The 18,874-nt window shown below is 64.7% G+C and carries 16 protein-coding genes; 10 read left to right on the forward strand and 6 right to left on the reverse strand.

What is annotated here, in order from left to right; genetic code table 11:
- Positions 1-27 precede the first annotated feature (27 nt).
- The 4 genes from polA (at position 28) to SR858_RS02620 (ending at position 4,942) form a co-directional block, all read left to right on the forward strand.
- Positions 28-2,793, forward strand: a complete 2,766-nt coding sequence (gene polA, locus SR858_RS02605) for a DNA polymerase I (RefSeq protein ID WP_019924664.1) — start codon at positions 28-30, stop codon at positions 2,791-2,793.
- 29 nt (positions 2,794-2,822) lie between these two features.
- The gene (locus SR858_RS02610; protein WP_019924663.1) at positions 2,823-3,704 is read left to right on the forward strand and encodes a dienelactone hydrolase family protein; all 882 of its coding nucleotides are present in this window, start codon (positions 2,823-2,825) and stop codon (positions 3,702-3,704) included.
- Between the two features lie 202 nt (positions 3,705-3,906).
- Complete coding sequence (locus SR858_RS02615) at positions 3,907-4,608, forward strand: ZIP family metal transporter (RefSeq protein WP_322534605.1); 702 nt, start codon at positions 3,907-3,909, stop codon at positions 4,606-4,608.
- Positions 4,609-4,660: 52 nt separating this feature from the next.
- Positions 4,661-4,942: a hypothetical protein gene (locus tag SR858_RS02620; RefSeq protein ID WP_019924661.1), complete on the forward strand. Its 282-nt coding sequence runs from the start codon at positions 4,661-4,663 to the stop codon at positions 4,940-4,942.
- 275 nt (positions 4,943-5,217) lie between these two features.
- Here the strand turns inward: SR858_RS02620 and SR858_RS02625 are convergent, their stop codons facing one another.
- Genes SR858_RS02625 through SR858_RS02635 form a run of 3 tightly spaced genes read right to left on the reverse strand, consistent with a single transcriptional unit; the run spans position 5,218 to position 8,126 of the window.
- The gene (locus SR858_RS02625; RefSeq protein ID WP_019924660.1) at positions 5,218-6,072 is read right to left on the reverse strand and encodes a sulfurtransferase; all 855 of its coding nucleotides are present in this window, start codon (positions 6,070-6,072) and stop codon (positions 5,218-5,220) included.
- A gap of 17 nt (positions 6,073-6,089) precedes the next feature.
- The gene (locus SR858_RS02630) at positions 6,090-7,013 is read right to left on the reverse strand and encodes a DMT family transporter (RefSeq protein WP_019924659.1); all 924 of its coding nucleotides are present in this window, start codon (positions 7,011-7,013) and stop codon (positions 6,090-6,092) included.
- 12 nt (positions 7,014-7,025) lie between these two features.
- A complete protein-coding gene (locus SR858_RS02635) occupies positions 7,026-8,126 on the reverse strand; it encodes an aromatic ring-hydroxylating oxygenase subunit alpha (RefSeq protein ID WP_019924658.1) in 1,101 nt (366 codons plus the stop codon).
- 344 nt (positions 8,127-8,470) lie between these two features.
- Between SR858_RS02635 and SR858_RS02640 the strand changes: the two genes are divergently transcribed.
- From SR858_RS02640 to dxs, 3 genes are read left to right on the forward strand one after another with little or no spacing between them, the layout of a single operon-like run.
- Positions 8,471-8,737 carry an exodeoxyribonuclease VII small subunit gene (locus SR858_RS02640; protein WP_019924657.1) on the forward strand — a complete coding sequence of 89 codons (267 nt, stop codon included), beginning with the start codon at positions 8,471-8,473 and terminating at the stop codon, positions 8,735-8,737.
- Complete coding sequence (locus SR858_RS02645; RefSeq protein ID WP_019924656.1) at positions 8,734-9,630, forward strand: polyprenyl synthetase family protein; 897 nt, start codon at positions 8,734-8,736, stop codon at positions 9,628-9,630. The genes SR858_RS02640 and SR858_RS02645 overlap by 4 nt, the downstream gene beginning before the upstream one ends.
- Positions 9,631-11,538, forward strand: a complete 1,908-nt coding sequence (gene dxs, locus SR858_RS02650; protein WP_019924655.1) for a 1-deoxy-D-xylulose-5-phosphate synthase — start codon at positions 9,631-9,633, stop codon at positions 11,536-11,538.
- Positions 11,539-11,605: 67 nt separating this feature from the next.
- Here the strand turns inward: dxs and SR858_RS02655 are convergent, their stop codons facing one another.
- Together SR858_RS02655 and SR858_RS02660 are read right to left on the reverse strand one after the other, a co-directional pair.
- Complete coding sequence (locus tag SR858_RS02655) at positions 11,606-12,967, reverse strand: serine hydrolase domain-containing protein (protein WP_019924654.1); 1,362 nt, start codon at positions 12,965-12,967, stop codon at positions 11,606-11,608.
- 137 nt (positions 12,968-13,104) lie between these two features.
- Positions 13,105-14,568, reverse strand: coding sequence for an SGNH/GDSL hydrolase family protein (locus tag SR858_RS02660; protein WP_084670222.1), 1,464 nt, complete (start codon positions 14,566-14,568; stop codon positions 13,105-13,107).
- Between the two features lie 106 nt (positions 14,569-14,674).
- Between SR858_RS02660 and SR858_RS02665 the strand changes: the two genes are divergently transcribed.
- Positions 14,675-15,637, forward strand: coding sequence for a LysR family transcriptional regulator (locus SR858_RS02665; RefSeq protein ID WP_019924652.1), 963 nt, complete (start codon positions 14,675-14,677; stop codon positions 15,635-15,637).
- On the opposite strand, the gene SR858_RS02670 is transcribed toward SR858_RS02665, so the two are convergent.
- On the reverse strand, positions 15,586-16,140 hold the full coding sequence (locus SR858_RS02670) for a cob(I)yrinic acid a,c-diamide adenosyltransferase (RefSeq protein WP_019924651.1): 555 nt from the start codon (positions 16,138-16,140) through the stop codon (positions 15,586-15,588). The two genes, SR858_RS02665 and SR858_RS02670, sit on opposite strands and share 52 nt — an antisense overlap.
- A 94-nt stretch (positions 16,141-16,234) precedes the next feature.
- Here SR858_RS02670 and SR858_RS02675 point away from each other — a divergent pair, with 94 nt between their 5' ends.
- Positions 16,235-17,737 carry an FAD-linked oxidase C-terminal domain-containing protein gene (locus SR858_RS02675; protein WP_019924650.1) on the forward strand — a complete coding sequence of 501 codons (1,503 nt, stop codon included), beginning with the start codon at positions 16,235-16,237 and terminating at the stop codon, positions 17,735-17,737.
- A 10-nt stretch (positions 17,738-17,747) separates the two neighbouring features.
- Positions 17,748-18,872, forward strand: coding sequence for a glycolate oxidase subunit GlcE (gene glcE / locus SR858_RS02680; protein WP_019924649.1), 1,125 nt, complete (start codon positions 17,748-17,750; stop codon positions 18,870-18,872).
- Positions 18,873-18,874: the final 2 nt, after the last annotated feature.

The raw sequence follows: 18,874 nt of genomic DNA on the forward strand, positions 1-18,874 counted from the left end.
CACGCCCCTCACATAGATCAGTTTCTTATGCAAAATACCCTGCTGTTAGTCGACGGTTCCAGTTACCTTTATCGCGCTTTCCACGCGCTGCCCGACCTGCGCAGCCCGGACGGCTACCCCACCGGCGCCATGCACGGCATGGTCAATATGTTGCGCCGCCTGCGCGCCGACTACCCGGCCGCCTACATCGCCTGCGTGTTCGACGCCAAGGGTAAAACCTTCCGCGACGATATGTATCCCGAATACAAGGCCACGCGCGCGCCGATGCCGGACGACCTGCGCCTGCAGATCGAGCCGATCCACGAGGCGGTCAAGGCCATGGGCTGGCCGATCCTGATGGTCGATGGCGTGGAAGCGGACGACGTGATCGGCACCCTGTGCGTGGATGCGGTCAAGGCCGGCATGAAGGTGGTGGTGTCCACCGGCGACAAGGATCTGGCGCAACTGGTCAATCCGAACGTCATGCTGATCAACACCATGAACAACGAGAAGATGGACGAAGCCGGTGTGCTGGCCAAGTTCGGCGTGCCGCCGAACCGCATCATCGACTACCTGACCCTGATCGGCGACACGGTCGATAACGTGCCGGGCGTCTCGAAATGCGGCCCGAAAACCGCGCTCAAATGGCTCACCGCCTACGACTCGCTCGACGGCGTAATGAGCAATGCCGACAAGATTACCGGCGCCGTCGGCGAAAACCTGCGCACCGCGCTGGCCTGGCTGCCGCGCAGCCGCGAGCTGATCACGGTAAAAACCGACTGCGACCTGGCCGATCACATGATGTCGATCAGCGAATCGCTGGTGGCGCGGCCCGAGGATGGTCCCACCCTGGTCACGTTCTTCACCACGTACGGCTTCAAAACCCTGATGCGCGAGCTGAGCGCGGTGACACCCACCGCTGCGGCCACGGCTGCTGCTGCCAAGGCAGTACCGGCCGGCGGCGCGGTCTCGGCCACGCAGGACATGTTTGGCGAGCCGCCCAAGGTCAACGTCAACTACGAGATGGTGCTGACCGACGCCCAGCTCGATAAATGGCTGGCGCTGATCGATGCGGCCGTGTTGACGGCAGTCGATACCGAAACCACGTCGCTCGAACCGATGACCGCGCAACTGGTGGGCATCTCGCTGTCCACCGAGCCGGGCATGGCCTGCTACATCCCGGTCGCGCACGCGTACGCGGGCGTGCCGGAGCAGCTGTCGCGCGAGCACGTGCTGGCAAAACTCAAGCCATGGCTCGAAGACGACAGCAAGCTCAAGGTGGGCCAGAACCTCAAGTACGACAGCCACATCTTCGCCAACCACGGCGTCCAGCTGCGCGGCATCCACCACGACACCCTGCTGCAATCGTACGTGTTCGAATCGCACCGCACCCACGGCATGGACGACCTGGCCCTGCGCCACCTCGATCACACCACGATTCCGTTCGTGGACGTATGCGGCAAGGGCGTCAACATGATCACGTTCGACAAGGTGGAACTGCAACGTGCCACCGACTACGCGGCCGAGGACGCCGACATCACCTTGCGCCTGCACGGCGTGATGGCGGCCCAGGTGGAAAACGACGACAAGCTCAACTACATCTACCGCCAGATCGAGCTGCCGACCGCCGTGGTGCTGCAAAAGATCGAACGCAACGGCGTCCACATCGACGCCGCGCTGCTCGACATCCAGTCCGCCGAACTGGGCGCGCGCATCGTCGAACTCGAAGCACAGGCGCACGAGTTGGCCGGCCAGCCGTTCAACCTCGGTTCGCCCAAGCAGATCGGCGAAATTTTCTTCCAGAAGCTGCAACTGCCGGTGGTGAAAAAGACCCCGAGCGGCGCACCATCGACCGACGAGGAAGTGCTGCAAAAGCTGGCCGAGGACTACCCGCTGCCGAAAGTGCTGCTCGAATACCGCAGTCTGTCCAAGCTCAAGTCCACGTACACCGACAAGCTGCCCAAGATGATCAACCAGGACACCGGCCGCGTGCACACCAACTACGCGCAGGCGGTGGCGGTGACGGGCCGGCTGGCATCGAACGACCCCAACCTGCAAAACATCCCGGTACGCACCAGGGAAGGTCGCCGCATCCGCGAAGCGTTCATTGCGCCGCCGGGCAGTCACCTGGTGTCGGCCGACTATTCGCAGATCGAGCTGCGCATCATGGCCCATATCTCGGGCGACGAAGCAATGCTGCGCGCCTTTGCCGACGGCGAGGACATCCACCGCGCCACCGCCGCCGAGATCTTCGGCGTGCCGCCGGCCGAGGTGACCAGCGAGCAGCGCCGCTACGCCAAGGTGATCAATTTTGGTTTGATCTACGGCATGAGCGCGTTCGGCCTGACCGCCAACCTGAACATCGAGCGCGCCGCCGCGCAAAATTACATCGACCGCTACTTCGCGCGCTTTTCGGGCGTGAAGCAGTACATGGACGACACCCGCCTGCAGGCGAAAGCGCGCGGCTACGTGGAAACCGTGTTCGGCCGCCGCCTGTGGCTGCCTGAAATCAATTCCCCGAACGGCCCGCGCCGCCAGGGCGCCGAGCGCGCGGCAATCAACGCGCCGATGCAAGGCACGGCCGCCGACCTGATCAAGCTGGCCATGGTGGCAGTGCAGAACTGGCTGGAAGCGGACAAATTGCAAACCCGCATGATCATGCAGGTACACGACGAACTGGTGCTGGAAGTGCCCGATGCCGAGCTGGAGCTGGTCAAGCAGAAGCTGCCGGAACTGATGGCAGGCGTGGCGCAATTGAAAGTGCCGCTGCTGGCGGAAGTGGGTGTCGGTAAAAACTGGGAAGAGGCGCACTAATTTAGTTATTTCACTGACGGAGAAAACGCATGGATGACTTGCAACGCGACGCAGAGAGTTTGTTGAAAACCCCGCTATCGGACGGCCTCGACCGCCGTGACTTCATCAAGGTCGCGCTCGGTACGGGCTTTGCCGTGGCCGCCATGCCGGTGGTCGCGCAAAACGTCATCAAGACCGATACTGCCGGCCTCACCGCCGGCACCATCACGCTCGACGTGGCTGGCCAGGCCGTGCCGGTCTATCGCGCCCAGCCGGAAGGCAAGACCAACCTGCCGGTGGTGCTGGTGATTTCCGAAATCTTCGGCGTGCACGAACATATCGCCGACGTGGCCCGCCGCTTCGCCAAGCTCGGCTACCTGGCGCTGGCGCCCGACCTGTTCGTGCGCCAGGGCGACCCGCAAAAGGTCGCCTCGATCGCCGAACTGCAACGCGACATCATCGCCAAGACCCCGGACGCGCAGGTGATGACCGATCTCGACGCGCTGGTGGCATGGGCCAAGGCCAACAACGGCAATCCGGACAAGATCGCCATCACCGGTTTCTGCTGGGGCGGCCGCGTGACCTGGCTGTACGCCGCCCACAATCCGGCCATCAAGGCCGGCGTGGCGTGGTATGGCCGGCTGGTGGGCACTACCAGCGCCAACACGCCCAGGCATCCGGTCGATATCGCGCCATCTCTGACCGTGCCGGTGCTGGGCCTGTACGGTTTGAAAGATACGGGCATTCCGCAGGAATCGGTCGAAGCGATGAAAGCGGCGCTGGCCAAGGGCGCAAACAAGTCGACTTTCGTGGTCTATCCGAACTCGGGCCACGCCTTCCACGCCGACTACCGGCCCAGCTACGTCGAGGCGGACGCCAAGGATGGCTGGGGCCGCATGCTGGCGTGGTTCAAGCAGAACGGCGTGGCGTAAAGCCAGACTAAAGAGGGACCGATGGGCCAGGAAGGCTGTTTTTAGCCAAAAATGAGCAGAAATGCGTGCCGGGCGGTAAAATAACGCCCCGGCCCCCTCTGTGGACGGGCCAGGCACAAGAGGCTATACCATCGATCCCGTACTCATTTCCATCATTCTGGCGACCACGCTCGCCGGCGTCGTCAGCATATCGGCCGCTGCCGTGTTCTCGTTTACGCTGCTGTCGAAGGTGGTCGAGCGCATGGTCAGCCTGTCGGTCGGCCTGATGCTGGCCACTTCGCTGCTGCATGCACTGCCTGAAGCATTCGATTCCACCGCCAGCCCGCGCAGCCTGTTCGCGACCCTGCTGGCGGGCCTGCTGGCGTTCTTCGTGCTGGAAAAGCTGGCCATCATGCGCCACTCGCACCACCACGAACACGACGGCCATCACCACCACCACGGCCACGACAAGTCCGAGGCCGGCAAGGCCGGCTGGATGATCCTGGTCGGCGACGGCATGCACAATTTTACCGACGGCATCCTGATCGCGGCCGCCTTCCTGGCCGACCCGCAACTGGGCCTGGTGACGGGCCTGGCCATCATCGCCCACGAAATCCCGCAGGAAATCGGCGACTTCATCGTGCTGCTCAACGCCGGTTTTTCGCGCACGCGTGCCTACATCTACAACCTGCTGTGCAGCCTGTTGTCGATCGCCGGTGGCCTGCTCGGCTACTACTTCCTCGACCGCGCCAGCAGCCTGATCCCGTACGTGCTGGTGTTTGCGTCGTCGGGCTTCATCTACATCGCCGTGAGCGACCTGATGCCCCAGATGCAGCGGCGCGCCACGCTGCGCGAATCGGTGCAGCAAGTGCTGTTGATCGCCACCGGCGTGGCGATCGTGGTGTTCTTTACCAGTCACCGCTGACCATAAAGCCCAGCTTGCTTGCAGTCTGGAGCGGGAGGGGTAAGATGGCGGGATGGACCTTCCTTCTCAAAAGCAGGCAGCGGCGCTGGCAGCACTATCGGCTGCGGACTCTGCGCGCCTTGAGCGTCTGGCAAGCAAGGCCAACGTCAGCGTGGACAGTATCTGGCCCGAGATTTACCTGTACGGCTTCGACGATATCGAGGATTCGGTGCAAGCCAATCTCAATGCCGATGAGGACATTGCAGCAGGGTGCACTGTCGCTCACGACGATGTGATGGCACAGGCACGACGCATCTTGGACGCCAATGTGCGCGGCAAGCGTAAAGCAGGCTAAGCGGACTGTAAGGTGGTCGGCAGCCGCACAGCGAGCGCTCGACCAGACCATGGCGCACGTCAACGCGCAGGATTATTCCACCGGACTCCTGGTATTGCAGAGGGTCACTAAGGTGATCGACCTTTTGTCTACTCAGCCTGATATCGGCACGCGACGTATTTGCCAGCGCTACGCCGCTATCCGGTTCCCAAAACTGGACACACCATCGAGTATCGTGTGACAGCCAACGACATCGTCATCGTCCGTTGGGTACGCAATGTAAGAATCCGAAAAACTTAATCCTGTCCCGTCGCCACCGGCCGCGCCGGATCGGCGCACCACTGGCTCCACGAACCCGGGTACAGCGCCGCGCCCGGCAAGCCCGCCACTTCCAGCGCCAGCAGGTTGTGGCAGGCGGTTACGCCCGAGCCGCATTGCATGATCGCCTGCGGTGCGCTGGCAAACAGCGGCGCCCACTCGGCCTTCAATTGCGCCGCATCCTTGAAACGGCCGTCAGGCGCCAGGTTATCTTTGAAAAAGCGGTTACGCGCGCCGGGGATATGCCCGCCCACCGGATCGATGGTTTCGTTCTCGCCGCGATAGCGGTCGGCGGCGCGCGCATCGACCACGGTTTTATTTTGCGTGGCCAGGTTGGCCACCACATCGTCCACCGCTACCGTCTGCGTCAGGCTTGGCCGTTCGGCAATAGCACCCCGCGCGCGTGGCGCCACCGGCGTGACCAGCGGCTCACCGGCGGCCTGCCAGGCGGCCAGGCCGCCGTCGAGCACGGCCACGGCCGGGTGGCCGATCCAGCGCAGCAGCCACCACAGGCGCGCGGCAAACATGCCGCCGTGGGCGTCGTAGGCCACCACTTGCGTGTCGTCGTCGATGCCCCAGGCGCGCAGCGTCTCGATCAGGACGGTGCGCTCGGGCAGCGGGTGGCGGCCACGGAATACGCCGTCGAGCCCGGTCTTGGCGCCGGACAGGTCGGTATCGATATTGGCGAACTGGGCGTTCTGGATGTGGCCGGCCGCAAAGGCGTCGCGGCCGGCGTCCGGGTTCATCAGGTCGTGGCGGCAGTCGAGCACGACCCAGCGGCTGTCGAGAACGTGCTGGGCCAGGTCGGCGGCGCTGATCAGGGTGGTATGCATGGCGAACACTCCGTGGACTACACTTCGCTGGAAATCGGGTCGGCCTTGTCGATGGCCTTGCCGCGCTCTGTATTGCGGGTATTGTAGAACGTTGCGGCCACGCCGGAAGCGAGAATGATGGCGATGCCGGTCCAGCTCATCCAGCTGAACACGTCGCCGAACACCAGCACGCCCCAGATGCTGGAAAACACGATGCCCGTGTATTGCAGGTTGGCCACCACCAGGGTCTGGCCCAGGCGGTAGGCGCGCGTCATGGCCACTTGCGCGCTGGTGGCGCAGATGCCGATGCCCAGCAGCAGCAGGCCGCCGTGCCAGCTGTTGATCGGGTGCCAGGTCACCGGCTGGTCGCCGCTGAGCAGCAGGTTGCCGAGCAGGCCGGCCACGATGTTGGTGACGGCAAAATAAAACACCACGCGGCTTTCCGGTTCGCCGGCCAGGCCCAGCTTGCGCACCTGCATATAGGCCATGGCCGTCAACAGGCTGGAGAACAGGGCGACCAGGGCAGGCGTGAGCTGGTTGGCGTGGAAGGCCGGTTGCAACAGCAGGACCACGCCCACAAAGCTCATCATCACGGCCATCATCAGCGGCCACTTGATGTCGCCCTTGGCGTGCCACCAGCCGAGCGCGAACAGCCACACGGCGATCCAGATCGGCGACAGGTAATTGAGGGTCATGGCCGTGGCCAGCGGCAGTTCGGCAATCGAGTAATACCAGAGCCACAGCGACACCACACCAATGATGCAGCGCCACAGGTGGGCCAGCGGCATGGTAGTGCGGAAACTGCCGCCCTGCGACTTGATGATGATGGCCAGCACGATCACGCCGACCACCCCGCGGTACATGACGATTTCGGAGGTGGAGAATTCTTCGGATGCCAGCTTGACGCACACCCCCATGACGGCGAACATAAAGCTAGCGAACAACATCCAAAGCGATTGCATCCAGTTTCCTTTTTATAAATCTATCTTGGATCGGTACCATTCGTGGAAGTGCTGCATGCCATCTTCCATCGGTGACTGATAAGGGCCGGCGTCGGTCTCGCCCCGGGCGCGCAGGGCTTTGCGACCGGCATCCATGCGCAAGGCGATTTCGTCGTCTTCCGACACGGTTTCCATGTACGCGGCGTGCTCGGCCTCGATGAACTCGCGCTCGAACAGCACGATTTCCTCGGGGTAGTAGAACTCGACCACGTTGCGGGTGCGCTGCGGACCATCGGGCCACAGGGTGGATACGACCAGCACGTGCGGATACCACTCGACCATGATGTTCGGGTACAGCGTGAGCCAGATCGCGCCATACGGCGGCGCCTCGCCACCACGGAATTTCAGTACCTGCTCCTGCCAGCGCTTGTAGACTTCGGAGCCGGACTTGAGCAGGCCCTTGTTCACGCCCACGGTTTGCACGCTGTAGTCCTGGCCGAATTCCCAGCGCAGGTCGTCACAGCTGACAAAGCCGCCCAGGCCAGGGTGGAATGGCTCGACGTGGTAGTCCTCCAGGTAGACTTCGATAAAAGTCTTCCAGTTGTAATCGCACGTTTGCACTTCCACGCGGTCGAACATATAGCCGGAGAAATCGAGATCCTTCGTGACCGAGAGGTTCTTGAGCTTTTCCATGACGTTATAGCCGTTCTGCTCGAACTGCAGGCCGTTCCAGCTTTGCAGCTTTGTCTTGGGCAGGTTCAGGCACGGCGTTTCGGCGAAGTGGGGCGCGCCGATCAGTTCACCCTTGAGGTCGTAGGTCCAGCGGTGCAGCGGACAGACGATATTATTGGCGTTGCCGCGGCCATTGAACATCAGCGCCTGCCGGTGGCGGCAGACGTTGGACAGCAATTCGAGCCCATTGGCGTTGCGCACCAGCATGCGGCCTTCGTTTTCGGCCGCGAGCGTGGCAAAGTCGCCGACCTCGGGCACCATCAGTTCGTGGCCGACGTAACGCGGACCACTCTGGAATAACTGCTGCTTTTCGCGCTGTAACAGCGCCTCGTCAAAATAGACGTCAACCGGAAGTTGCGCGTTAGAACGCGCCAGCTTGGCGTGGGTACCCAGATCGGACATCCAAACCCCCCTTAATTAAAATACATCAAACCAAGAAGAGACAGAATCCGCAAATTCCTGAATTCAAGTAAGTTGAAAATAGTATTTCGGACAGAACCGGCAATTATACCGTTTTTTACCGGGCGGGGGCAGAGGGAGCACTGGTCCAACTTGTAGGGAAATGCAAGAAATGCATGCACTTCACGTATACAGTGGCGATTACGATAAAATCCGTCATCCGTCCGGGTGGCGTCCGTATTGTTCCACCGGAGTGGGTGGTTTGTTCTAAAATAACGGGCTACACTGCCTGGCAAGCTTTTTTGCCTTGAAACCTGAGTGACCATGTCTGAAAACGACGAATAACGATGTCTAAGAAATTATCTGCCGAAGCTGCAACGACCGCCGCCGCCGCCAACGTCTCGTTTGAAGAAGCGATGGCAGAGCTGGCCCAACTGGTTGCGCAAATGGAAGCCGGCCAGCTGCCGCTCGAAGCATCGGTGGCCGCCTATGCGCGCGGTTCCGAGCTGGTCAAGCTGTGCGCGGCCCAGCTCGAAAAAGTGGAGTCCCAGGTCAAGGTGCTCGAGGGCGACATGCTCAAGCCATTCGAACAAGCCGCCGAGGCCGAACAATGACCGCCGCCTTCGACGACTGGATGAAAACCGTGCAGGCCGGCTCGGAAAACGATTTATCGGGTTTCCTGCCCGCTGCCACCGCCACGCCCACCAGGCTGCACGCCGCCATGCGCTATGCGCTGCTCGGTGGCGGCAAGCGCGTGCGACCGTTGCTGGCCTACGCGGCCGGCGCGCTGTTCGATGCCGATGCCGCCATCGTGGCGCGCGCGGCAGCGGCCGTGGAAATGATCCACGCCTACTCGCTGGTGCACGACGACATGCCTTGCATGGACGACGACGCGCTGCGCCGTGGCAAGCCCACGGTCCACATCGCCTACGACGAAGCAACCGCGCTGCTGGTCGGCGACGCGCTGCAATCGCAGGCCTTCGTGGTGCTGGCCGAGGCCGACACCAGCCTGATTCCACCGACGCGCCTGGCGGCCATGTTGAAGGTGCTGGCCCATGCATCGGGCTCGGCCGGCATGTGCGGCGGCCAGGCCATCGACCTCGACAGCGTGGGCCTGAGCTTGACCCTGGAACAACTGGAACAGATGCACCAGCTCAAAACCGGCGCCTTGCTGCGCGCAGCCGTGCTGCTGGGCGCGCTGGCCGGCAAGGACCTCGATGCGGCCGCGATGGCGGCGCTGGACCAGTATGCGCGCGCGATCGGCCTGGCGTTCCAGGTCGTCGATGACGTGCTGGATGCCACCGCCGATTCGGCCACGCTGGGCAAGACCGCCGGCAAGGACGCGGCTGACAACAAGCCGACCTACGTGTCGATTTTGGGGCTGGAGCCATCGCGCGCGCTGGCAGAAACATTGCGGCTCGATGCGCACGCAGCGCTCGCGCCGTTCGGAGACAAGGCTCTGCGGTTACGCGAACTCGCGGATTTGATCGTGCAGCGGAAGGCATAAATGAACTTGCTAGAAAAAATAGATTCACCGGCCGACGTACGCGCACTGCCGTACCATCAACTCACGCCGCTGGCGCACGAACTGCGCGCCTACCTGCTCGACTCCGTCTCCAAGACGGGCGGTCACTTGTCGTCCAACCTGGGCACGGTCGAGCTGACGGTAGCGCTGCACTACGTGTTCAACACGCCGGAAGACCGCATCGTGTGGGACGTGGGCCACCAGACCTATTCGCACAAGATCCTCACCGGCCGCCGCAGCCGCATGCACACGCTGCGCCAGCTCGACGGCATCTCGGGCTTTCCCAAGCGCGACGAGAGCGAGTACGACACCTTCGGCACCGCCCACTCGTCGACGTCGATTTCGGCCGCGCTGGGCATGGCGCAGGCGGCCAAGATCAAGGGCGAGCACCGCCACGCGATTGCCGTCATCGGCGACGGCTCGATGACCGCCGGCATGGCCTTCGAGGCGCTGAACAACGCCGGCGTGCAGGACGACATCAACCTGCTGGTCATCCTCAACGATAACGATATGTCGATTTCGCCGCCGGTCGGCGCGCTCAATCGCTACCTGGCGCGCCTGATGTCGGGGCAGTTCTACGCCGCCGCCAAGAACGTCGGCAAGTCGGTCTTGCCCGGCCCCGTGCTGGAACTGGCCAAACGCCTGGAAGAACACGCCAAGGGCATGGTGGTGCCTGCCACCATGTTCGAGGAATTCGGCTTCAATTACATCGGCCCCATCGACGGCCACGACCTCGATTCGCTGATTCCCACGCTGCAAAACATCAAGCAGCTCAAGGGGCCGCAGTTCCTGCACGTGGTGACCAAGAAGGGCCAGGGCTACAAGCTGGCCGAAGCCGAACCGATCCTGTACCACGGCACCGGCAAATTCAACCCGGCCGAAGGCATCAAGCCGGCCACGGCGCCGGCCAAGATGACCTACACCGAGGTTTTCGGCAACTGGCTGTGCGACATGGCCGCTGCCGACAAAAAGCTGGTCGGCATCACGCCTGCCATGCGCGAAGGCTCGGGCATGGTGCGCTTCGAACAGCAATATCCCGACCGATACTTCGACGTCGGCATCGCCGAGCAGCACGCGGTCACCTTCGGCGCCGGCCTGGCCTGCGAAGGCCTGAAACCGGTCGTGGCGATCTACTCGACCTTCCTGCAACGCGGTTACGACCAGCTGGTGCACGACGTGGCGCTGCAAAACCTCGACGTCACGTTTGCGCTCGACCGCGCCGGTTTGGTCGGCGCCGACGGCGCCACCCACGCCGGCAATTACGACCTGGCCTACCTGCGCTGCATCCCGAACATGGTGATCATGGCCGCGTCGGACGAAAACGAATGCCGGCAAATGCTCACCACCGGCTACCGCTATCCGGGCCCGGCCGCCATCCGCTACCCGCGCGGCGCCGGCATCGGTGCAGCGATGGAACAGGAGCTGACCACCATTGCGCTCGGTAAAGGCGAAATCAAGCGCCAGGGCGCCCGCATCGCGATCCTGGCATTCGGCTCGATGGTCGCGCCATCGGTCACCGCCGGCGAGACGCTGGGCGCCACGGTCGCCAATATGCGCTTCGTGAAACCGCTGGACGTGGAGCTGGTCAAACAACTGGCCGCCAGCCACGACTACCTGGTGACGGTGGAAGAGGGCGCCATCATGGGCGGCGCCGGTGCCGCCGTGGCCGAAGCGCTGGCCGCCGAGGGCATCGTCAAGCCGCTGCTGATGATCGGCCTGCCCGACAAGTTCATCGACCATGGCGATCCAGTCAAGCTGCTCTCGAGCGTGGGACTCGATGCGGCCGGCATCACGGCGTCGATCAGGCAGCGCTTCGGCAATGCGGGCAATGCGGGCAACGAGATAAACGCTGGCGGCGACGAGCCACGCCTGGTGGTCAACAACGGCTGATGCCGCGCCGTACCCCAGTGGGGGCGGCGTCAGCCTGCGCCAGCGCCGTCAGCGACGCGCTTGCGCCTTAGTCCAGGAACATGCGCAGCTTCGCCAGCTGCCCTTCCTTGTTCAGCTCGCCGATGACGATCAGCGATTCTTCCGTAAAATTGAAGCGATAGCGATAACTGATCGCTTCTGCCACGCTCGTGCGTGACAGCAGCTCGACGGTTTTCAACTCGCCCAGCCTGGTCAGGCCCGTGCGATATTTGGGCAGCATGTCAGGCCCGAACTGCTCTGCAACGGCTGGCGTCATCCGTGCCGGCGGTTCGCCTGCAGCAAGGCTGGTAATTGCCGCACGTAACTTGACCGTTACTTCCGGACTGCGGTCGGGAATCGCTTTGGCTGGCTCGACTGCCAGCGCTGGCATGAAGTGCCCGGTAATCATGCTGGTAAATTTTCCCGGCTTGGCGCTGGCCGAGTTGGCCAGCACGATCACGGTGAACTTGTCATCGACGTAGCGGTCGATTTGCGATTTGAAGCCCTGCCACGCTCCACTATGGGACACCAGGCGATGACCTTTGAGCTCGCCGATCATCCACCCATAGCCGTAACCGGAATTGTCGCCGTTGGCCAGTTTGGGTGGCGTCCAGCTGGCAGCGCGCATGCGTGTGGTGAGTATGCTGTCACCGTACAACGCCTGGTCCCATTTGGCCAGGTCGCGCGCGGTCAGGTACAGGCTGCCGTCGGCAGTGGTGTTGAGCATGGGCGCTACCCAGCTCTGGTTGCGCAGCACGCCGTTGTTCCATGTATAGCCGGCGGCGCGATGGGGCACGATGTCTTCCTCGGTAATCACCTTCGTCTCCATGCCCAGCGGCGCGAAGATACGCTCACGCAGCTGGTCGCCGTAAAACTTGCCGCCTGCCTTGTTGCAGATAAAGCCGAGCAGGTGATAGCCCATATTGCTGTACGAGTAGCGTTCGCCCGGCGCGAACAGCATCGGAATACCGGCCTCCAGCGCGATCAGTTCCTCATCCGAATAGTCCTTGCGGAAATCGAGCACCTTGTAGGGATCACCGAGACCAGACGTGTGTGTCAACAGGTGGCGGATGGTGATGCCGTTCCACGCCGGCGGCGTGTTCGACAGATGGCGCGCGATCGGGTCATCCAGGCTCAGCTTGCCGTCCTCGGCCAGCAGCATGACCAGTGCGGCGGTGAAGGTCTTGCCTACCGAACCCGACTGGAACACGGTCTTTTCGGTCACTGGAACGCTGTGCTCGAGATTGGCGTAGCCATAGCCTTTCTCCTTGAGGACCTTGCCATCCTGGATGACCAGCACCGACAGACCGGGAACATGGCGCCGCGCCATCTCCTGCATGATCTTATCGTCCAGCACGTCGGCACAGGCGAGGGGCATGACAAGCAACAGCGGCAGCAATACAAAACGCATGAGAATTCCTAGCTAGGTGGTGCGCCGGGATAGCCACAGCGGTCAACATTTCAATCAGTAACCGATAGCGGCTGCGCGGGGGCGATTATAACCGACCGACTTTTAGCCATCGGGCCGGACCAGGCGCGTGTCCCGCATCAGTCGGCCTTGCCCAGCGCTGCCGCCACCGCTGCTGCAATCGCCTCGTAACCTGCATCGCCCGGATGCAGGTGGTCGCCGCTGTCGAAGCGCGCCAGCAGGCGCGCCCGATGCTGTGGATCGCGCAGCGCCGCATCGACGTCGGCCACGGCGTCGAATTCCCCACTCTCCAGTATCCAGCGATTGACCTCGCGCCGCACATCATCCTTGGCCGGCGTGTAATAGCCGTCGAACGGCGTGCCGTGCAGCGCGCCCTCGAACGGCGCCAGCGTGGCGCCGACGATGCGCACCTTGTGCAAGCGCGCCTGCGCGATCAGCTGGCGGTAGGCGGCAATCATGCGCGGCGCCGTCATCGCCGGTTCGTCGGGCGCAAAGGCGCTGCCCGGCCAGCCGATGTCGTTGATCCCCAACAGCACTACCACGGTAGCCACGCCCGGCTGGTCCAGCACGTCGGGGCCGAAGCGCGCGGCAGCGTTCACACCCATGCGGTCGCCCAGCAACCGCGCGCCGGAGATGCCGGCATTGACCACCGCGACGCCCTGTTGCGCCATGGTCGCGGCCAGCACGTCGGGCCAGCGCAGGTCCTGGTCCGGCGTGGAACCGTTGCCGTCGGTGATAGAGTCACCGAATGCGACGACGACGTCACGCCCCGTGTCGGACTGCACCAGGATGCCGGCCAGCAGCGCGCGGCCGTGCAGTACTTGTACCTGTACCTGTGCCTGTGCCTGTGCCTGTGCCTGGTACTGGTGCGGCGGCGCCGCCGTCGTATCGCCGGCTTCGATCGTGCCGGTCTGCTGCGCGCCCCAGTGGAAGGTGGCAAGCGGCGTGGCCTGCGGCAGGTAGACGCTGACCGCCAGTTGTTCGAGCGCCGCCACCGGCAGGTCCACCGGGTCGCTGACCAGCGGGGCGCCCGGCGCGATGATGGCGGCGGTCTGGCCGCCGAAGGTCAGCGGTATGCCGGCCGCTGTCGCCGCTGTCGCCGCCGCCGGAGCCGAAGAAGCCGCCGGAGCCGGAGCCGCCGCAGCCGCAGCCGCAGCCGAAGCCGGAGCCGCCGCAGCCGCAGCCGCAGCCGAAGCCGAAGCCGAAGCCGCAGCCGTGGCGCCGGCTGTCGCGTTGTGTGCAGCGGGGACGGCCCGCGCCACCGTTGTCGCATTGGCCACGCGGGTCACCCGCGCCGCGCCCACGTGCACCGGCTGCGTGCCGTAGCGGTTCGACAGCACGATCCTGACCCGCGTGCCGCCCACGCTCAGGCGCGCAGTCTCGCGCACGGTCTGCCGGGCCAGTACCGGCGGAACACCAGTAGGCAGCGCGAAGTCGGCGCCCCAGGTGGCGTGGGGACTGGCGTACCAGCTCGCGGTCCAGGTGCTGGTTGGTGCCTGCGGGGCCGCCAGGGCCGGGAGGCCAGCGGCCAAGATGCTGGACAGGGCCGCGATGGCCGCCAAAGAGATCGTGCGTGTTGCCATGATGGGCTCCGTGATGAATGTCGCCACCACGGTAGGCTATTCGCAAATCGATTTGAAGACGCGTGATTCGACTATACTTCATTCAAAATTGGAATGAGGGCATTGCATGGACACGATCCGTTCGCTGCGCTGCTTCGTGCGCGCCGTGGAACTGGGCAGCCTGTCGGCCGTGGCGCGCGAGGAGGGCACCACGCAACCGACCGTGAGCAAGCTGATGGCCGCGCTTGAGCGCGAGCTGGGCGTGCGCCTGCTCGAACGCAGCACCACCAGCCTGCGGCCCACGCCGCAAGGCAGCCAGTTTTACCAGCGCGCGCTGGGCGTGCTGGCGCAGTACCACGAAGCCGTGGCCGAGGCGCGCGGCCAGACCGAAACGCCGGCCGGCCTGATCCGCATTAACGCCCCCGCCGCGTTCGGCCAGTTCCGGCTCAATGCCCTGCTGGCAGACTTCATGGCGCGCCATCGGCAGGTGCAGATCGAACTGGTACTGGACGACCGCATGGTGGACCTGGTGCGCGACGGCGTGGACATCGCCGTGCGCCAGGGCACCGACCTGCCCCTTGACGCGGTGGCGCGTGCAGCAGGCGTTTCGCCGCGCCACCTGGTGGCCGCGCCGTCGTACCTGGCGCGCAGCGGCACGCCGCAGCACCCGCAGGACCTGGCCACGCACGATTACATCCGCTTTGCCTGGCTGGCCGATGGCGATGCTCTCACGCTGTATCGGCAAGAGCAGGTGGTGACTGTCGTCACGCATGGGCGGTTCCGCGTCAACCACGCGCTGGCGATCCGCGACAGCCTGGTGGCGGGCGGCGGCATCGGCATGTGCCCCCTGTGGCTGGTGCAGGACCTGCTCGATACCGGCGCGCTGGTGCGCGTGCTGGCGCCCTGGGAAGGCGCGCCGCAACCGCTGCACCTGCTGTCGCCTACGCGCCGGTACCAGCCGCTGCGGGCGCGGTTGCTGCTTGATTTTCTGGCAGAGCGGGTGCAGGCATTGCCTGGCTTCGGCTTGACGGTCGCGACTTATCCGCGCTTGCGCTCATGCTGCCACAACACATCGCTGCCACCGGCGTAGCGGTTGAGCACGCGCGACAGCACGAACAGCAGATCCGACAGCCGGTTCACGTACTGGCGCGGATGCTCGTGGATGGTTTCGGTTTTGCCCAGCGTGACGATGGCGCGCTCGGCGCGGCGGCAGACGGTGCGGCAGACGTGGGCTTGCGACGCGGCGCGCGAGCCGGCAGGCAGGATGAATTCGGTCAGCGCGGGCAGGGTGGCGTTGTATTTTTCCAGCAGTGCGTCGAGCCGCAGCACGTGGGCGTCGGTGATCATCTGGTAGCCGGGGATGCACAATTCGCCGCCGAGGTCGAACAGGTCGTGCTGGATCGTCACCAGCTCGTCGCGCAGGTCGGCGGGCATGTCTTCGCACAGCAGCAGGCCGAGATGCGAATTGAGTTCGTCGACTTCGCCGATGCTGTGGATGCGCACGCTGTCCTTGTCGGTGCGGCTGCCGTCGCCGAGGCCGGTGGTGCCGCCGTCGCCGGTGCGGGTGGCGATTTTGGAGAGTCGGTTGCCCATGGATGTTCCGGTTGATTGTAAGAGTCACAGAAGAATACAGCAGTTCCGCTTTTATGCTTACAATCGAGGCCTGTAGTGCTACCAGGGCCCGTCCATGACTGTTGCGGTTTCCACCCGGCTTGACGATGTTGCAGCCCACGACCAACTGCGCGCGCAGGTGACCGATGCCTTGCTGCGGGTGCTGCCCGCGCGCGCCGTGCTCTCGGCGCCCGAAGACACACGTCCCTACGAATGCGACGGCCTGGCCGCCTACCGCCAGTTGCCGATGATCGTCGCGCTGCCCGACAGCGAGGCGCAGGTGGTGGCCGTGCTGCGCGTGTGCCGCGAGCTCGCGGTGCCGATCGTGCCGCGCGGCGCCGGCACGGGACTGTCCGGCGGCGCCATGCCGATTGTCGATGGCGTGGTGCTGTCCACCGCGCGCCTCAATCGCATCGTGCGCCTCGACGCCTATTCGCGTACGGCGGTCGTGCAGCCCGGCGTGCGCAACGCCGCCATCTCGGAGGCGGCTGCGCCGCATGGCTTGTACTACGCGCCCGATCCGTCATCGCAAATCGCCTGCACCATCGGCGGCAACGTGGCGGAAAACTCGGGCGGCGTGCATTGCCTCAAGTACGGCCTCACCATCCACAACGTGCTGCGCGTGCGCATGGCCACCATCGATGGCGAGATCGTGGAACTGGGCGGCGCTGCGCTCGATTCCCCCGGCCTCGATTTGCTGTCGGTGTTCATCGGCTCCGAGGGCATGCTGGGCATCGTCACCGAGGTAACCGTCAAGCTGATCCCCAGGCCGGCCGTGGCGCGCGTGATCATGGCGTCGTTCGCCCAGGTGGCCGATGGCTGCCACGCGGTGGCCGCGCTGATCGCCGCCGGCATCATCCCCGCCGGGCTGGAGATGATGGACCAGACCTCGTCGCGCATGGTCGAGCCGTTCGTCCACGCCGGCTACGATACCGACGCCGCCGCCATCCTGCTGTGCGAAGCCGATGGCACGGCCGAGGAAGTGGAAGAAGACATCGCCCGCATGTCGGCGGTGCTGGGCGCGGCCGGCGCGGTGGCTATTACCGTCTCGCAGTCGGAGGCCGAGCGGCTGCGCTTCTGGTCCGGGCGCAAGAACGCCTTTCCGGCGGCCGGCCGCATCTCGCCCGACTACTACTGCATGGACGGCACCATTCCGCGCAAGCGCCTGGGCGAGGTGCTGGCCGGTATCGCCCAGATGGAAATCAGGTATGGCCTGCGCTGCGCCAACGTCTTCCACGCCGGCGACGGCAACCTGCATCCGCTGATCCTGTTCAACGCCAACATCCCCGATGAATTTGCCCGGGCCGAAAGCTTCGGCGCCGAGATCCTGGCGCTGTGCGTGGCCGTGGGCGGCACCATCACCGGCGAGCACGGCGTGGGCATCGAGAAGATCGATTCGATGTGCGCGCAGTTCGCGCCGCTGGAACTGGAGGCGTTTTTCGCGGTCAAGCGCGCGTTCGATCCGGCCGGCCTGCTCAATCCCGACAAGGCGATCCCCACCCTCAACCGCTGCGCGGAATTCGGCAAGATGCGCGTGTGCGGGGGGCTGCTGCCGTTCGCCCACCTGCCGCGCTTTTAAGGCGACGACCATGACCCCGACCGACATCGCCAGCGCCTTCAGCGCCCGCACCCGCGCCGCCACGCAAACCGGCCAGCCGCTGCGCCTGCGCGGCGGCGGCACCAAGGACTGGTACGGCGGCGCGCTGGCGGGGGAGGTGCTCGATACGCGCGCCTACACCGGCGTGGTGTCGTACGAGCCGACCGAACTGGTCATCACCGCGCGCTGCGGCACGCCGCTGGCCGAGATCGAGGCGCTGCTCGATCACCACCAGCAGATGCTGGCATTCGAACCGCCGCGCTTCGGGCCAAGCTCCACCATCGGCGGCGTGGTGGCCAGCGCCCTGTCCGGGCCGCGCCGCGCCAGTGCGGGCGCCGTGCGCGACTTCGTGCTGGGGGCGGTGCTGATGGATGGCAGCGGCGAGGCGCTGCGCTTCGGCGGCCAGGTCATGAAAAACGTGGCCGGCTACGACGTCTCGCGCCTGCTGGCCGGTTCGCTTGGCACGCTGGGCCTGATCCTCGAGGTGTCGCTCAAGGTGCTGCCCAAGCCCGTGTGCGAAGCGAGTCTGCGTTTTGAAATGAGCGAGATCGATGCGCTTGCCAGGATGAACGAATGGGCCGGCCAGCCGTTGCCGCTGTCCGCCAGTTGCTGGCATGACGGCGTGCTGACGCTGCGCCTCTCCGGCGCGCAGGCGGCGGTGGACGCGGCGCGGCGCAGACTGGGGGGGCAGGAGCTGGCCAACACTGTGGATAACGGCGCAGGTACTGCCGCCTGGGCCGCCAGCGCTGCATCGGGCGCCGATGCAGCCGCGTTCTGGGCCGCGCTGCGTGACCAGACCCACGGCTTTTTCGACGGCGGCGCCGTGTGGCGGCTGTCGGTGCCAACGGCCGCCAGCGCCATCGTCAATGGCGGCGAGCAGTTGATCGAGTGGGGTGGGGCACAGCGCTGGCTCAAGCTGGCCGATGGTCGCATTGGTGATGCGGACGCCATCCGCCGCACGGCGGCAGCGGCGGGCGGCCATGCCACGCTGTACCGCGCGCAAGACAAGGCTGCCGGCGTGTTTCACCCGCTGGCGCCGGCCGTCGCCGCCATCCACCAGCGCCTGAAGGCCGCCTTCGACCCGGCCGGCATCTTCAACCCTGGACGCTTATATTGAAC

The sequence above is a fragment of the Duganella zoogloeoides genome, assembly GCF_034479515.1.
GTDB lineage: Bacteria > Pseudomonadota > Gammaproteobacteria > Burkholderiales > Burkholderiaceae_D > Rugamonas > Rugamonas zoogloeoides.

What these genes read in the sequence shown, in the direction of transcription:
- polA (WP_019924664.1), top strand. Translation starts at nt 28, where the DNA reads ATGCAAAATACCCTGCTGTTAGTCGACGGTTCCAGTTACCTTTATCGC.
- SR858_RS02610 (WP_019924663.1), top strand. Translation starts at nt 2,823, where the DNA reads ATGGATGACTTGCAACGCGACGCAGAGAGTTTGTTGAAAACCCCGCTA.
- SR858_RS02620 (WP_019924661.1), top strand. Translation starts at nt 4,661, where the DNA reads ATGGACCTTCCTTCTCAAAAGCAGGCAGCGGCGCTGGCAGCACTATCG.
- SR858_RS02625 (WP_019924660.1), bottom strand. Translation starts at nt 6,072, where the DNA reads ATGCATACCACCCTGATCAGCGCCGCCGACCTGGCCCAGCACGTTCTC.
- SR858_RS02630 (WP_019924659.1), bottom strand. Translation starts at nt 7,013, where the DNA reads ATGCAATCGCTTTGGATGTTGTTCGCTAGCTTTATGTTCGCCGTCATG.
- SR858_RS02635 (WP_019924658.1), bottom strand. Translation starts at nt 8,126, where the DNA reads ATGTCCGATCTGGGTACCCACGCCAAGCTGGCGCGTTCTAACGCGCAA.
- SR858_RS02640 (WP_019924657.1), top strand. Translation starts at nt 8,471, where the DNA reads ATGTCTAAGAAATTATCTGCCGAAGCTGCAACGACCGCCGCCGCCGCC.
- SR858_RS02645 (WP_019924656.1), top strand. Translation starts at nt 8,734, where the DNA reads ATGACCGCCGCCTTCGACGACTGGATGAAAACCGTGCAGGCCGGCTCG.
- dxs (WP_019924655.1), top strand. Translation starts at nt 9,631, where the DNA reads ATGAACTTGCTAGAAAAAATAGATTCACCGGCCGACGTACGCGCACTG.
- SR858_RS02655 (WP_019924654.1), bottom strand. Translation starts at nt 12,967, where the DNA reads ATGCGTTTTGTATTGCTGCCGCTGTTGCTTGTCATGCCCCTCGCCTGT.
- SR858_RS02660 (WP_084670222.1), bottom strand. Translation starts at nt 14,568, where the DNA reads ATGGCAACACGCACGATCTCTTTGGCGGCCATCGCGGCCCTGTCCAGC.
- SR858_RS02665 (WP_019924652.1), top strand. Translation starts at nt 14,675, where the DNA reads ATGGACACGATCCGTTCGCTGCGCTGCTTCGTGCGCGCCGTGGAACTG.
- SR858_RS02670 (WP_019924651.1), bottom strand. Translation starts at nt 16,140, where the DNA reads ATGGGCAACCGACTCTCCAAAATCGCCACCCGCACCGGCGACGGCGGC.
- SR858_RS02675 (WP_019924650.1), top strand. Translation starts at nt 16,235, where the DNA reads ATGACTGTTGCGGTTTCCACCCGGCTTGACGATGTTGCAGCCCACGAC.
- glcE (WP_019924649.1), top strand. Translation starts at nt 17,748, where the DNA reads ATGACCCCGACCGACATCGCCAGCGCCTTCAGCGCCCGCACCCGCGCC.